This is a genomic window from Bacillus sp. FSL P4-0290 (assembly GCF_037975435.1).
Classification (GTDB): Bacteria; Bacillota; Bacilli; order Bacillales; family Bacillaceae; genus Bacillus; species Bacillus subtilis.
Genome location: NZ_CP150253.1, coordinates 2,361,963 through 2,377,929, shown reverse-complemented (window position 1 = coordinate 2,377,929; position 15,967 = coordinate 2,361,963). Strand labels below are relative to the sequence as shown.

Here is a 15,967-nt window from a genome sequence, read left to right as displayed (position 1 = left end):
CATATCAAGCGAACATTAGGACCGATTGGCGGTGTTATTCATTGTGCAGGTTTGACGGATATGGATACGCTGGCATTTATCCGAAAAACTTCAGATGATATTCAGCGGGTGCTGGAACCTAAGGTGTCAGGTCTTACAACGTTATATCGCCATGTGTGTAACGAGCCTTTACAGTTTTTTGTCTTATTTTCTTCTGTTTCAGCCATTATTCCGGAGCTTTCGGCGGGACAAGCTGACTATGCGATGGCCAATAGCTATATGGATTATTTTGCAGAAGCACATCAGAAACATGTGCCGATCATCAGTGTTCAGTGGCCGAACTGGAAAGAAACCGGTATGGGTGAAGTGACAAATCAAGCGTATCGGGAAAGCGGCTTGTTGAGCATTACGAATTCAGAAGGCTTACGTTTTCTAGATCAAATTGTATCGAAAATGTTCGGACCGGTTGTTCTCCCTGCAATGGCGAATCAAACAAACTGGGAGCCGGAACTGCTGATGAAGAGGAGGAAACCGCATGAGGGCGGTTTGCAGGAAGCTGCTTTACAGAGCCCGCCAGCCAGAGACATTGAAGAGGCCGATGAAGTTTCCAAATGTGATGGATTATTATCTGAAACACAGTCCTGGCTTGTTGATCTGTTTACCGAAGAGCTGAGAATAGATCGTGAAGACTTCGAGATTGACGGGTTGTTTCAGGATTATGGCGTGGATTCAATCATTTTGGCACAGGTGCTCCAGCGTATAAACCGCAAATTAGAGGCAGCGCTCGATCCATCGATTCTATATGAATACCCGACAATTCAAAGATTCACAGATTGGCTGATCGGTTCTTATTCCGAAAGGCTGTCCGCTTTATTCGGAGGCAGGATATCGGATGCATCAGCACCTTTGGAGAACAAAATAGAGGTGGAGGCACCTGTTCCTGCGAAGGATCGAGCTCTTACACCTCAGATTCAGGCACCAGCGATTTTGTCACCGGACTCTCATGCAGAAGGTATTGCCGTTGTCGGACTCTCTTGCCGATTCCCTGGGGCAGAGACATTGGAGTCATATTGGTCGTTACTATCCGAGGGGCGTTCGTCAATCGGCCCGATTCCGGCAGAGCGTTGGGGCTGTAAGACACCATATTATGCCGGCGTGATTGATGGCGTCAGCTATTTTGATCCTGATTTCTTTTTGCTTCACGAAGAAGACGTAAGGGCGATGGATCCGCAAGCACTGCTCGTGTTGGAAGAGTGTCTGAAGCTCTTGTATCACGCCGGTTATACACCTGAGGAAATAAAGGGCAAGCCCGTCGGTGTTTATATCGGAGGCAGAAGCCAGCACAAACCTGATGAAGACAGCCTTGATCATGCCAAGAATCCGATCGTGACAGTCGGCCAAAATTATTTAGCCGCTAATCTTTCACAATTTTTTGATGTCCGCGGCCCAAGTGTTGTAGTTGACACTGCATGCTCTTCAGCTTTGGTCGGCATGAATATGGCCATTCAGGCGCTGCGTGGCGGAGATATTCAATCCGCCATAGTCGGCGGTGTCAGTTTGCTGAGCTCAGATGCCTCTCACAGGCTGTTTGACCGGCGCGGCATTTTAAGCAAGCATTCATCCTTCCATGTGTTTGATGAGCGTGCTGACGGAGTTGTGTTAGGTGAAGGCGTCGGAATGGTCATGCTAAAAACCGTAAAACAGGCACTGGAAGACGGAGATACCATATATGCTGTCGTCAAAGCGGCCTCGGTCAATAACGACGGAAGAACGGCGGGGCCTGCAACACCTAATCTTGAGGCGCAAAAGGAAGTCATGAAAGATGCGCTTTTCAAAAGCGGAAAAAAACCAGAGGACATCAGCTACCTTGAGGCAAACGGGTCAGGTTCAATCGTAACCGATCTCCTTGAGCTAAAAGCGATCCAATCAGTGTACCGTTCTGGGCACTCATCGCCTCTTTCTCTTGGCTCAATCAAGCCGAACATCGGGCATCCGCTATGTGCTGAAGGGATCGCCAGCTTCATTAAGGTTGTGCTGATGCTGAAAGAGCGCCGCTTTGTCCCATTTTTATCAGGTGAAAAAGAGATGGCGCATTTCGATCAACAGAAAGCGAACATCACGTTCAGCCGAGCCCTGGAAAAATGGACAGATTCGCAGCCTACTGCGGCTATTAACTGCTTTGCCGATGGGGGGACGAATGTCCATGTCATCGTAGAGGCGTGGGAAAAAGATGAAAAACACGCCATCAAGCGCAGTCCAAAATCGCCTCCTCAATTAAAGAAACGAATGCTTTCGCCAGGCGAGACAAAGCTGGAAGCGGAGACTTCGAAAATGACTGCGGCAAACATATGGGATACTTATGAGGTGGAGGTCTAACGTGAAAAAGATAACGAAACAACTCACATTATCGTTAAAAAATCCGTTTATTTATCACCATGTGGTTTACGGACAAAATGTCCTGCCGGGATTGGCTTATATCGATATAATCTACCAGATATTCAGAGAACACGGCTTCTCCTGCTCAGAGCTTCAGCTGCGGAATTTATCCATCTATCAGCCATTGAGGGCGGAACAGGATGCAGTAATTGTTCTGAATATCCAATGCGCGGAGAAAAAAGAAGGAAAGTGGCAAATCACAGCCAAGGGAATTGAAAAACGTGACGGGAAAGAAGCTTCGGAAGAAAAGCTCTATATGAAGGCTGACATGCACGCAGACTCCCCAGCCATATTTGAAGAAACACTGGATTTCAGTCAAATCAAAGCATCTGCACAGAACGTTGTTCAGCTTGATGATGTATATGAACAATGCAGACGTCAGGAATTGGTGCACAGCGAATATATGAAAGCAAAAGGCTACATCTATGAAGAGGAAGACGGCGTTCTTCTTGAGCTTTCTCTCGGTTCGGAAGCCATGCTTCACGCAGAAGGCTTTATGTTTCACCCGACTCTCATAGACGGGAGCGGGGTGGGTGCCAATCATTTGCTCACATCTTTGCTTAAAGGAGAACAGAGGCTGTATTTGCCTCTGTTCTATGAATCCTTTTCCGCTTCTGCACTTTTGCAGTCGGATTGCATGACAAGAATTAAGCGCTCCTCCGTCCGGCGGGAAAAAGAGCTGATTTATGTAACACTTGAATTTTTTAATGCGTCGGGAGAAAAAGTGGCTGAGTTGAAAAACTTTACAAGCAAATTGGTGCGAGAAGCGGAGCTGATTAGCGGAAAACATCAAGATGCACAGGAGACACAGATGACAAGAGCGGACACTGCTGAGCGTGATAAACCTGCTGACATGGTATCTTCTCCCGTTAATTCCTATAGTGAGGCTGAACAGTTCGTAAGCCAATTAATCGCAGAGAAAATCAATAAGCCGGTAGAACAAGTTGAAAAACAGGTCGGTTATTACCAAATGGGACTGAATTCATCGGGCTTGCTTGAGGTGGTAGAAACGATCAGTGATAAGATCGGTGAGAGCCTTTCGCCGACTCTTCTGTTTGAGCATACCACCATAGCGGAACTGTCAGCGTTTCTTGCCGAGGAATATGCTGAGCATTTTAGTGCCGCTGGTTCCCTTGGCCAGAATGAAAGAGCACGCGTTTCCGACAGCATAAACGACCGTAAGACTGTTGAAGCTTCTCGTCCTGCACCTGTTAAGGCAGCAGGCGATATTGCGATTATCGGCTTGGCGGGCAGGTATCCGAAGGCAGCCAATATTCATGAATTTTGGAACAATCTGAAAGAGGGGAAGGACTGCGTTAGCGAGATTCCTGAGTCGCGCTGGGATTGGCAGCGACTTGAAGGAATCACATCTCCTTCGGGTAAGGACATTTCGAAATGGGGAGGATTTATTGATGATCCCGACTGCTTCGATCCCCAATTTTTCAGAATCACGCCAAGAGAAGCGGAGACAATGGACCCTCAAGAGCGGCTGTTTTTAGAAACATGCTGGGAAACGATTGAGGATGCGGGCTATACGCCAAAGACGTTGGCCAAGCCTAAAGGACGAAATAAAAGGCAGCATGTAGGAGTTTTTGCCGGTGTCATGCACAAGGATTATACATTAGTCGGAGCTGAAGAAGCATCAGCAGAAAATGTGTTTCCTCTTTCGCTCAACTATGCGCAAATCGCCAACCGTGTTTCTTACTTTTGTAATTTCCACGGTCCGAGTATGGCTGTCGATACGGTATGTTCATCCTCTTTGACCGCAGTGCACTTGGCGTTGGAAAGCATACGTCACGGTGAGTGCGATGTTGCGTTAGCAGGCGGAGTGAACCTGTCTTTGCACCCGAATAAATATATGACATACGGGGTCTGGGATATGTTTTCCACTGATGGACACTGCCGTACGTTTGGAAAGGATGGGGACGGTTATGTGCCGGCCGAGGGTATAGGCGCGGTTTTATTAAAGCCTTTGCGCCAGGCGGAAGAAGACGGAGATCGCATTTATGCGGTTATTAAAGGAAGTGCTGTGAATCATGTGGGCACTGTAAGCGGCATTTCAGTGCCGAGCCCTGTTTCTCAAGCTGATCTGATTGAGACATGCTTGGAGAAAACGGGAATCGACCCGCGGACGATCAGTTATGTGGAAGCCCATGGAACCGGCACGTCCTTAGGAGATCCGATCGAAATACAGGGATTAGTGAAAGCGTTCCGCCAATATACGCAGGATCGGCAGTTCTGTTCAATCGGTTCTGTAAAGTCAAACATTGGGCACGCCGAATCCGCCGCGGGGATCAGCGGTTTAAGCAAGGTTGCTCTTCAGCTTCACCATCAAAAACTTGTGCCTTCTTTGCATTCGGAAGAACTGAATCCGTACGTTGATTTTGAAAAGTCTCCATTTTATGTACAGCATGAAACAGAAACGTGGAAGCAGCCTGTTATCAAGGAGAATGGGGAAGACGTCCCTTATCCGCGACGGGCGGGGATCAGTTCTTTTGGCGCAACAGGTTCAAACGCACATATTATCCTTGAGGAACATATTCCTCAAGCAGCGGAGCAGGACGTTTCTTTGTCCTCAGATTCTGACATATCCGCAGTTATTCCGCTTTCTGCCCGTAATCAAGAACGTCTCCGTGTATATGCAAAACGTCTCTTGGATTTTCTTCATGATGGGATTCAGATTAGAGATTTGGCGTATACATTGCAGGTAGGCCGTGAACCGATGGAAGAACGGGTTTCTTTCTTAGCATCCGGAATTCAAGAATTGAGCGACCAATTGAAGGCTTTTATAGAAGGACGAAAAGCCATTCAGCATTGCTGGAAGGGCCGCGTGTCAAGAGGAAGCGAACCATCGCGTCCCGCCGAATCGGTACATAAATTGCTGGAGCAAAGAAAACTCGATCAGATTGCGGAGCAGTGGGCGAACGGATCTGGTGTTGACTGGAAGCTGCTTTACGAGGGAAGCAAACCAAAGCGGATCAGCCTGCCGACTTACCCATTTGAGAGGGTGCGTTATTGGGTGCCGAAAGCGGAGAAAAAGACTGATCGTTCAAAACAGGAGCGGCACATCCTGCATCCTCTTCTGCATCAAAATGTGTCCGACATATCGGGTGTCCGCTTCCGTTCAGCGTTTACAGGACGTGAATTTTTCTTGAAGGATCATGTCATAAAGGGCGAACACGTTTTACCTGGCGCAGCTTTATTGGAGATGGTTCGGGCAGCTGTGGAAAGGGCAGCTGCGGATCAGTTCCCGACAGGATTCCGACTCCGGAATATCGTCTGGGTCCGGCCGTTCGCCGTCACGGAACAGCAGAAAGATATAGATGTACGTCTATATCCTGAGGAAAATGGTGAGATTACATTTGAAATCTGCCGGGTCCCTGAAAGCGCAGAGGAGTCGCCGATTGTATATGGGCAAGGGAGTGCAGTGCTTTGTGAGGCTGGTGAAAATCCGGTTATCAACATTGAAGAATTGAAGGCAAGCTATAATGGCCGGACGCTGTCACCTTTTGATTGCTACGAGGCTTATACAGAAATGGGTATTCATTATGGTGACAGCCACAGAGCGATCGACAGCCTATATGCCGGCGAAAACGGAGTTCTAGTGAAATTGACGATGCCTCCTGTAATCTCTGATACAAAAGACTGTTATATTCTGCATCCGAGCATGATAGATTCGGCATTTCAAGCATCTATCGGTTTGAGGCTGGGAGGAGCTGCGAGTTTAGAAGACAGAAAGGCAATGCTGCCTTTTGCCATACAGGATGTCCAAATCTTCAAAGGCTGCGAGGCATCTATGTGGGCGCGGATCACATATAGCGAGGGCAGTACAGCTGGGAATCGTATCCAGAAGCTTGATATCGATTTATGCAATGAAGAGGGGCAGGTTTGCGTGCGATTGACGGGCTATTCTGCAAGAGTGTTAGAAACAGATCAAGAAGATCCTTCTGAAGCGACTGACACGCTATTGTTCGAACATATTTGGGAAGAACGTGCTGCAGAGAGGCAAGAGCTCATAGAGTACGGCACACATAAAGTCGTTATCTGTGATGTTGGAGAACAAATGGAAAGCCTCCAAAATCATCTTGACTGTACAGTTCTGCAGCATGATACAGAGACAATTGATGAACGGTTTGAAGGTTATGCCATACAGTTATTTGAAGAAATCAAACAGCTAATGCACTCAAAAACAGGGGGACATACATTCATTCAAGTGGCGGTGCCTGCGTTGGACGACCCTCAGCTATTAAGCGGCTTAACTGGATTGCTCAAAACGGCTGAACTGGAAAATCCAAAATTGACAGGACAGTTGATCGAAATAGAGACCGGGATGTCAGCTGGTGACCTATTCGAAATATTGGAGGAAAACAGACGCTATCCGCGTGACACGCATATCCGCCACTGGCAAGGGAAGCGATTTGTAAGCAAGTGGAAAGAAGTGTCTGGTGAGCACCTAAGTGCTGACATGCCATGGAAGGATAAAGGCGTGTATCTGATCACAGGCGGTGCGGGCGGTCTTGGATTCATCTTTGCAACTGAAATTGCGAACCAAACGAATGACGCGGTTGTGATCCTGACAGGACGCTCTCCGCTTGATGAAAGGAAGAAGAAGAAGCTTCAAACCTTACAGAAACTTGGCATCCAAGCGATTTACAGGCAAGCTGATCTGGCTGACAAACAAACGGTTGATGCCTTATTAAAAGAAACCCAAAACGTTTACGGAGACTTAGATGGCATCATTCACAGCGCCGGTTTAATAAAAGATAATTTCATTATGAAGAAAAAGAAAGAAGAGGTTCAAACCGTTCTTGCTCCAAAGGTAGCAGGACTGATTCACCTTGACGAAGCAACGAAAGATATTCCGCTCGATTTCTTTATCCTTTTTTCCTCAGGTGCCGGAGCAGTAGGAAGCGCGGGACAGGCTGATTATGCAATGGCCAATGCATTTATGAATGCATTCAGCGAATATCGCAATGGCCAAGCAGAGCTGCACAAGCGTTACGGAAAAACTCTTTCAGTGTGCTGGCCGCTGTGGAAAGACGGGGGCATGCAAATTGATGCGGAAACTGCAAGGATGCTGAAAAGAGAAACAGGCATGGTGGCCATGGAAACAGATCGTGGGATTCAGGCGCTATATCATGGCTGGACGTCAGGAAAGCCGCAAGTGTTAGTTGCTTCCGGTGTTACTGATCGGATTCGTGCATTTTTACATGAAACGGGACATGGCAAAGGCCAATCTCACGATATCAAAAAAAGCAGTCTCAATCAGGAGGCAGAAAAAGCAGACATGATCGGGGAAATTGATGAAGAGATACTAAGAGAAAAAGCGGAGAACTATTTTAAACAGGTGCTTTCTTCGGTGATTAAGCTGCCAGCCGGCCAGATTGATGCTGAAGCTCCTCTCGAGGATTACGGGATCGATTCTATCATGATCATGCATGTAACGGGTCAATTAGAAAAAGTATTCGGTTCTTTGTCCAAGACGTTGTTCTTTGAATATCAGGATATTCGCTCATTAACACGGTATTTTATTGATTCCCGCAGAGAAAAACTGCTGGACATCTTGGGAATTGAAACAGGAAAACCTTCTGTTGAAAGAAAATCAGAACCTGAAAAACAAGAAATCCCAGTTACCCTAAGAAAGTCTGGATTTCTTCCTTTGCGAGATAAAGAGCAGAAGCAGTTAAGAGAGAAGGAAACGGAAGAAATCGCGATCATCGGTATCTCAGGTCGCTATCCACAGGCAGACAACATTGATGAATTGTGGGAAAACCTGAGAGACGGTCGAGACTGTATTACTGAAATTCCTGCAGACCGCTGGGATCACAGTCTTTATTATGATGAAGATAAAGACAAGCCTGGAAAAACCTACAGCAAGTGGGGAGGCTTCTTGAAGGATGTAGACAAGTTTGATCCTCAGTTTTTCCATATTTCGCCGCGTGAGGCAAAATTAATGGACCCGCAAGAGCGTTTATTTTTGCAGTGCGTGTATGAAACGATGGAAGACGCAGGCTATACAAGAGAGCACCTCGGCCGTAAGCGTGATGCTGAGCTTGGCGGAAGCGTCGGTGTTTACGTCGGTGTCATGTACGAAGAATATCAGCTGTACGGGGCACAAGAGCAGGTGCGGGGAAGGTCTCTGGCTTTAACGGGAAATCCATCATCCATCGCGAACCGGGTATCTTATTATTTTGATTTTCACGGACCGAGTATTGCATTAGACACCATGTGTTCTTCTTCTTTAACGGCTATCCACTTGGCCTGCCAAAGCCTGCAGCGCGGAGAGTGTGAGGCGGCATTCGCGGGCGGCGTGAATGTGTCAATCCATCCAAATAAATATTTGATGCTCGGGCAGAACAAATTTATGTCCAGCAAAGGCCGGTGTGAAAGCTTCGGACAGGGCGGAGACGGCTATGTGCCGGGGGAAGGCGTTGGAGCAGTGCTTCTGAAGCCATTGTCTAAAGCAGTTGAAGATGGTGATCACATTTATGGAATCATTAAGGGGACTGCCATTAACCACGGGGGAAAAACAAACGGGTACTCAGTGCCCAATCCGAATGCCCAAGCAGATGTCATCAAAAAGGCGTTTGTGGAAGCGAAGGTTGATCCGCGGACAGTCAGTTACATCGAAGCCCACGGCACGGGAACCTCTCTCGGTGATCCTATTGAAATCACAGGGCTGTCCAAAGTGTTTACGCAAGAAACCGATGACAAACAATTTTGTGCAATAGGGTCAGCCAAATCAAATATCGGGCACTGTGAGAGTGCGGCAGGTATCGCAGGAGTAACGAAGGTATTGCTCCAAATGAAATACAGGCAGCTTGCGCCTTCCCTGCATTCAAACGTGCTGAACCCGAATATTGATTTCCTTAACTCGCCGTTTAAAGTACAGCAAGAGCTAGAAGAGTGGAAGAGGCCGATCATCAGTGTCAATGGCAAAGACATCGAATTACCGAGAATCGCAGGAGTCTCTTCATTTGGTGCCGGGGGTGTGAACGCCCATATTTTAATAGAAGAGTATGCTCCGGAACCTGTGGAGGAACGTTTACCAGCGAGGAAACAGCCGGCTGTCATTGTGCTCTCAGCAAAAAATGAGGAAAGACTTCAGAAACGCGCGGAGCGATTGCTGCATGCCATTCGTGAACAAACATATGTTGAAGCAGATTTACACCGAATTGCCTATACGCTGCAAGTCGGCCGGGAAGCGATGAACGAACGGCTGGCGTTCGTTGCGGAAACGATGCAGGAGCTTGAAGAAAAGCTGTATGAATGTATCTCCGGAACAGAAAATCGTGAATATGTCTATCGCGGACAAGTAAAGAGCAACAAAGAAGCCATTGCTGCTTTTGCTGCTGATGAGGATATGTCAAAAACAATTGAGGCATGGCTGCAAAAAGGAAAATATGCGAAGGTTTTAGACCTGTGGGTAAGAGGTTTGCGAATCGACTGGAGCACGCTATATCAGGATCAAAAACCGCGGCGCATCAGTTTACCTGCCTATCCTTTCTCAAGAGATCGCTATTGGATAGACGTAAATGCAAAGGCTGAGGTAAAAAGAACGGAGGAGCCATTCGCTCCAGTACAGCCCGTTATTCCAAAGCCGTCTGTAGACAGAGAAGCCAGTGGCAAGCCTGCCAATATTACGTTACAGCCTTTAATGACCAATCAGGATCGTTTGGAGCGGACAGCATCTCTGGTTCCATCAGATACAGAAACAGAGACGATCACGGCGGAGACCTTGTGCGATGAACTGACAGCGAGCTTAGCGGAAGTGCTGTACATGGACCAAAACGAGATTGATCCAGACGAAGCATTCATAGATATCGGTATGGACTCGATTACCGGGCTCGAATGGATAAAAGCAATAAATAAACAGTATGGCACATCACTAAATGTCACAAAGGTATATGATTATCCGACAACACGTGATTTCGCTGTTTACTTAGCACACGAGTTAAGCACACAGGCTGGGGAGAAAAAACAAACGGAGACGTACACGCCGATAAGACAAAAAACAGCGGTACCTGCTGCTAAACCGGCTAATATATCTCTGCAGCCGTTAGAACATCATCAGCCAGTGCAAGAGGAGGCTGAAGAAACGATTCAATATGCAGCGGCAGAAATATCTGCATCAAGACAATATACTGTAGCAATTGAAACGCTGCATGAAAACTTGAGGGAAAGCATAGCAGACGTGTTATACATGGAGCCATACGAGGTGGATATTGACGAAGCGTTCATAGATATCGGAATGGACTCGATTACCGGACTCGAATGGATAAAAGCGGTGAACAAGCAATACGGAACGTCTTTTACGGTAACCAGGGTATATGATTATCCAACGATACGTGATTTTGCCGAAATGCTAAAGTCCGAGCTTGGAACTCATCATGATAGAGAGGTAGAGCATACTGTTCCTATCGAAGCAGCCCAGCAAAAGCCAGCAGCACCATCTCATCCAAAGCCGGCAGAACGGCCCCTTCAGCCTGTTCAACATCCAATAAAGAAAGAACATGTGAAGAAAACGGTTCCTGTTCATCAAGACCGCCCGGAGGATGCGATAGCGATTGTCGGGATATCGGGAAGATACCCGGGCGCTCGTAATGTAAGAGAGTACTGGGATAACCTGGTTCATGCGAGAAATGCCATTCGGGACATTCCAACATCACGGTGGGATGTAGACAAATACTATGATCCTGTCCTCAACAAAAAAGGGAAAGTCTACTGCAAATCAATGGGGATGCTGGATGATATTGAACATTTTGATCCATTGTTTTTTAATATTCCGCCATCAGAAGCGGAACTGATGGACCCGCAGCATCGAATCTTTTTGCAGGAAGGCTATAAAGCCTTTGAGGACGCTGGGTACAACGCCCGAACATTAAATGAGAAAAGATGCGGCGTTTATCTTGGGATTATGAGCAATGAATATGGAGTTATGCTGAACCGGCAGGCAAGAGCAAATGCCACCGGGAACAGCTTTGCGATCGCTGCGGCGCGTATTCCGTATTTTCTTAATTTAAAAGGGCCAGCGATTCCTATTGATACCGCATGTTCATCTTCATTGGTCGGCACACATTTAGCGCGGCAGGCACTTATAAACAAAGAAATTGATATGGCGCTGGTCGGCGGGGTCAGCTTATACCTGACGCCGGAATCTTACATCAGTATGTGTGAGGCCGGCATGCTTTCACCTGATGGACAATGTAAAGCATTTGACAATGGCGCGAATGGTTTTGTGCCCGGCGAGGGTGCGGGTGCGCTGGTATTGAAAAGGCTGAAAGATGCGGAAGCGGACCGTGACCATATTTATGGCATCATCATTGGCTCGGGTATTAATCAGGACGGGAAAACAAACGGAATCACGGCACCGAGTGCGAAAAGCCAAATGGATCTGGAAAGAGACATATATGAAACATACGGTATACATCCTGAGAGTATCAGTTATGTCGAGATGCACGGTACAGGAACAAAACAAGGCGATCCAATTGAATTAGAAGCTCTGTCCACCGTATTTCAAGAAAAAACAGACAAAAAGCAGTTTTGCGCAATCGGTTCCGTCAAAAGCAATATTGGCCATACATCCGCGGCGGCAGGAGTAGCCGGGGTTCAAAAAGTGTTATTGTGCATGAATCATAAAACACTTGTGCCGACATTGAACTTCACGACACCGAATGAGCATTTTGAATTTGAGCATTCTCCTTTATACGTAAATACGGAGCTTAAGCCTTGGGAAACGGGTGATGGAAAACCGCGGAGAGCATGTGTGAGCTCTTTCGGATATAGCGGAACGAATGCCCATATTGTGATAGAGGAATATCAGCCTGAAAAGAGGTACGATCGATTAACAAAGCAGCACCGCTCAGCATTATTTGCACTCTCAGCGAAAAAAGAGAAGCAATTGAAGGCCTATGCGGAAGCAATGAAAGATTTCGTAACTTCCAATGAAGATATCGATCTGGAGGATATGGCATACACACTTCAGACGGGCCGGGAAGCAATGGATTATCGCATGGCGTTTTTGGCGGATTCGAGAGAAATGCTGATCAAAGCTTTAGATGATTATTTGGCTGAAATGCCGAACGGCAGCATATTTGCTGCTCACGTGAAAACGAAGAAGAGCGAAATCAAGCTGTTTGAAACGGATCATGATGCCAAAGCATTGCTGCAAACATGGATAGAGAAAAAAAGGCTGGAGAAAGTAGCAGAGCTATGGGTGAAAGGGCTGCAGATAGATTGGAACAAGCTTTATGGGGAATACACGCCTCGCCGAATCAGCCTGCCTGCTTATCCGTTCGCGGAAGACTATTACTGGCTGCCAACTCAAGAAGATGAACCCGAAACCATTGCTACAGCACTCCCTCATTCCGAACTGATGCCAAAGCGCTGCTTTCTGCGTAAACAGTGGCAGCCTTGTCCGATTGAACCGGCAGAAATGACGAATCAAACCGTCGCCATTTTGGCAAATGAGGAGACAATGGCATTAGCGGAAGAGCTTTCGACGTATTTCTCGACATACCGTATATTTGACAGCCAAGAGCTGGATCGGGTATCTGCTGCTGACTATGAACACGTTGCTGGAGCAATCGATCTGATCGGGTGCGGAACGAGCCATGAGCATTCTATGGGCTGGATAAACTGGCTCCAAAAGCTGATCGAGCAAGGACGTGCAAGCAAGCATCATTTGACGGTCTTGGGTGTAACAAAGGGGCTGGAGGCCTACGCAAATGAGGGTGTTATTTTGTCTGGTGCTTCACGGGCCGGTTTATACCGCATGCTTCAAAGTGAGTACAGCCATCTTACTTCAAGACATGCAGATATGGAATGCGAAGCCTCTCATGAGGAGCTGGCCAGACTGATTGCAGTTGAATATTATGCCAAGAGCACAGAATCAGAAGTCTGTTATCGAAACGGACAGCGATATCGAGCATATTTGGCAGAGCAGCCAGCAGAAGCCGCTCTAAGTCATAAGCAAGTATCGTTTTCAACAGACAAAGTCCTGCTCATTACAGGCGGGACAAGAGGTCTCGGCTTGCTGTGTGCGCGGCATTTTGTGAAAACATACGGCGTTAAGCGGCTGGTCCTTATCGGCCGTGAAGAGCTTCCGCCGCGTGACCAGTGGAATTCGGTAAAAATATCCTCGCTTGCCGAGAAAATAAAAGCCGTTCAAGAGCTAGAAGACATGGGTGCGCAAGTTCAGGTGCTGTCTCTGGATCTCACAGACAGGGTTGCTGTCGAACAGAGCCTGAAGACAATACACGAAACAATGGGGGCGATTGGCGGAGTCATCCATTGTGCCGGGATGGTGAACAAACAAAACCCGGCTTTTATCAGAAAATCACTAGAAGAGATCGGACAGGTGCTTGAACCGAAAGTCGAAGGTCTGCAAACGTTGTTTGACCTGCTTCAAGATGAACCATTGGCGTTTTTCACCTTGTTTTCATCAGTATCAGCGGCCATCCCTGCACTAGCAGCAGGACAAGCTGATTACGCGATGGCAAATGCTTTTATGGATTATTTTGCGGAGGCTCATCAAGATAAATGTCCCATTGTAAGCATTCAGTGGCCTAACTGGAAGGAGACCGGTTTAGGCGAGGTTCGAAGCAAAGCTTTAGAACAAACTGGATTGATCAGTTTGACAAACGACGAGGGATTACAGCTGCTTGACCAGATTCTATCAGACAGACAGTATGCTGTCGTGCTGCCGGCAGTACCAGATACAAACGTTTGGAAGCCGGATAAGCTGATGCAGCCGTCACTGCCTGTCGAAGCTCTCTCGCATCCTGAGACGAAAGAGCAAACCGGCACTCGCAACCTGTTCCCTGAAACAGTCGACTGGCTCGTAACTCTTTTTTCAGATGAACTGAAAATAGCTGCAGAAGACTTTGAAACGGATGAACCTTTCCAAGAATACGGAATCGACTCGATTATATTGGCCCAGCTGGTACAGCAGATGAACCAACAATTAAATGGAGATATTGATCCGTCAATTTTGTTTGAATACCCGACAATAGAATCCTTTGCACACTGGCTCATTTCGAAATATGACATATCAGCTGTTTTACAGCCATCTGTTCCTGAGAAACAGACACCTTTCAAGCCGCAATCAGCAATGAAACAGAAGCCGGTGCCAGAACAGCGGCCGCAACAGATAAGCCATGAAAAAACGGCACTTCTTGCTGAGGACATCGCTATCATCGGTCTTAGTTGCAGGTTCCCAGGAGCGGAAACCCTAGAGGAATACTGGGATTTAATACGTGATGGACGGTCTGCGATTGCGCCTGTTCCGCCTGAACGATTCGGGAACTCCAGCTCGAATTACGCGGGCCTCATTGATGAAATGAACCGATTTGATCATGATTTCTTCATGATGTCCGAAAACGATGTCAGAGCGATGGACCCTCAAGCTTTGGCTGTATTGGAGGAAAGCTTGAAGCTGTGGTATCACGCCGGTTATACAGAGAAAGAAGTGAAAGGCATGAGGGCTGGTGTTTATATAGGAGGCCGCAGCCAGCACAAGCCTGATCCGGCCAGTCTTTCAAAAGCAAGAAATCCGATAGTCGCTGGCGGACAAAACTATTTAGCGGCTAACATCTCACAATTTTTTGACTTGAAGGGACCGAGTATTGTCCTGGATACCGCTTGTTCCTCTGCACTGGTGGGGCTGAATATGGCCATTCAGGCTCTGCGAAGCGGAGATATTGAGGCAGCGGTTGTAGGCGGCGTCAGTTTGCTTGATGCTGATGCGCATCGAATGTTTCATGAGCGCGGACTTTTATGTGACAAACCGTCATTCCATATTTTTGATAAGCGGGCAGACGGTGTCATTTTAGGAGAAGGCGTGGGCATGGTTCTCGTCAAAACCGTCAGCCAAGCGCTTGAAGACGGAGATTCCATATATGCAGTCATTAAAGCCGCTGCGATTAATAATGACGGAAGAACGGCTGGCCCATCATCTCCGAATCTCGAGGCACAAAAGGACGTCATGCTGTCAGCGCTTGAAAAAAGCGGCAAAAAGACTGAAGAGATCAGCTATCTCGAAGCAAACGGATCGGGGTCGGCAGTAACAGATTTACTTGAATTAAAGGCAATCCAGTCCATTTACCGTTCTGAATCAAAGGCTCCGTTAGGGCTGGGATCGGTGAAACCTAACATCGGCCATCCATTATGTGCAGAGGGGATTGCGAGCCTGATTAAAGTAGCTTTAATGCTGAAGCATAGACAATTGGTTCCGTTCCTGTCAGGTAATGAAAATATGCCGTATTTTGATATAGAAAAAACAGATTTGTATTTCAGCAGATCGCAAGCCGAGTGGAAGGAGACAACGCCGGCTGCGGCAATTAATTGTTTTGCAGATGGCGGAACGAACGCCCATCTCATTATAGAAGCCTGGAATGAATCGGTTGCTCGTCCAATTAGAAGAAAACCTCTGCCTTTGCCGGAATTAAATAGGCAGCCCGTTTTAATCAAACCATCAGCACAAAACGTGCAGAAAAAAGTGCATTCAGACACAGGGGCTTCTAAAGATATGTTTTGGAAAACTTTCAAATAA

General features: G+C 47.2%; 2 protein-coding genes (1 of these 2 running past the window's edge). Both read left to right on the top strand.

The annotated features are described in order from the left end of the window. Positions 1 to 2,355, top strand: partial view of a polyketide synthase PksJ gene (pksJ, locus tag MKY10_RS12475; RefSeq protein WP_236833357.1) — the 3' portion only. The gene continues 12,777 nt to the left of window position 1, outside the view; only the last 2,355 of its 15,132 coding nucleotides appear in the window; its start codon lies off the left edge, out of view; the stop codon is at positions 2,353 to 2,355. Continuing rightward, positions 2,339 to 15,967, top strand: coding sequence for a polyketide synthase PksL (pksL, locus tag MKY10_RS12470; RefSeq protein ID WP_339225878.1), 13,629 nt, complete (start codon positions 2,339 to 2,341; stop codon positions 15,965 to 15,967). The genes pksJ and pksL overlap by 17 nt, the downstream gene beginning before the upstream one ends.

Excerpts from the sequence above, each read along its gene's own strand:
- pksL (WP_339225878.1), top strand. The coding sequence starts at position 2,339 with ATGAGGTGGAGGTCTAACGTGAAAAAGATAACGAAACAACTCACATTA.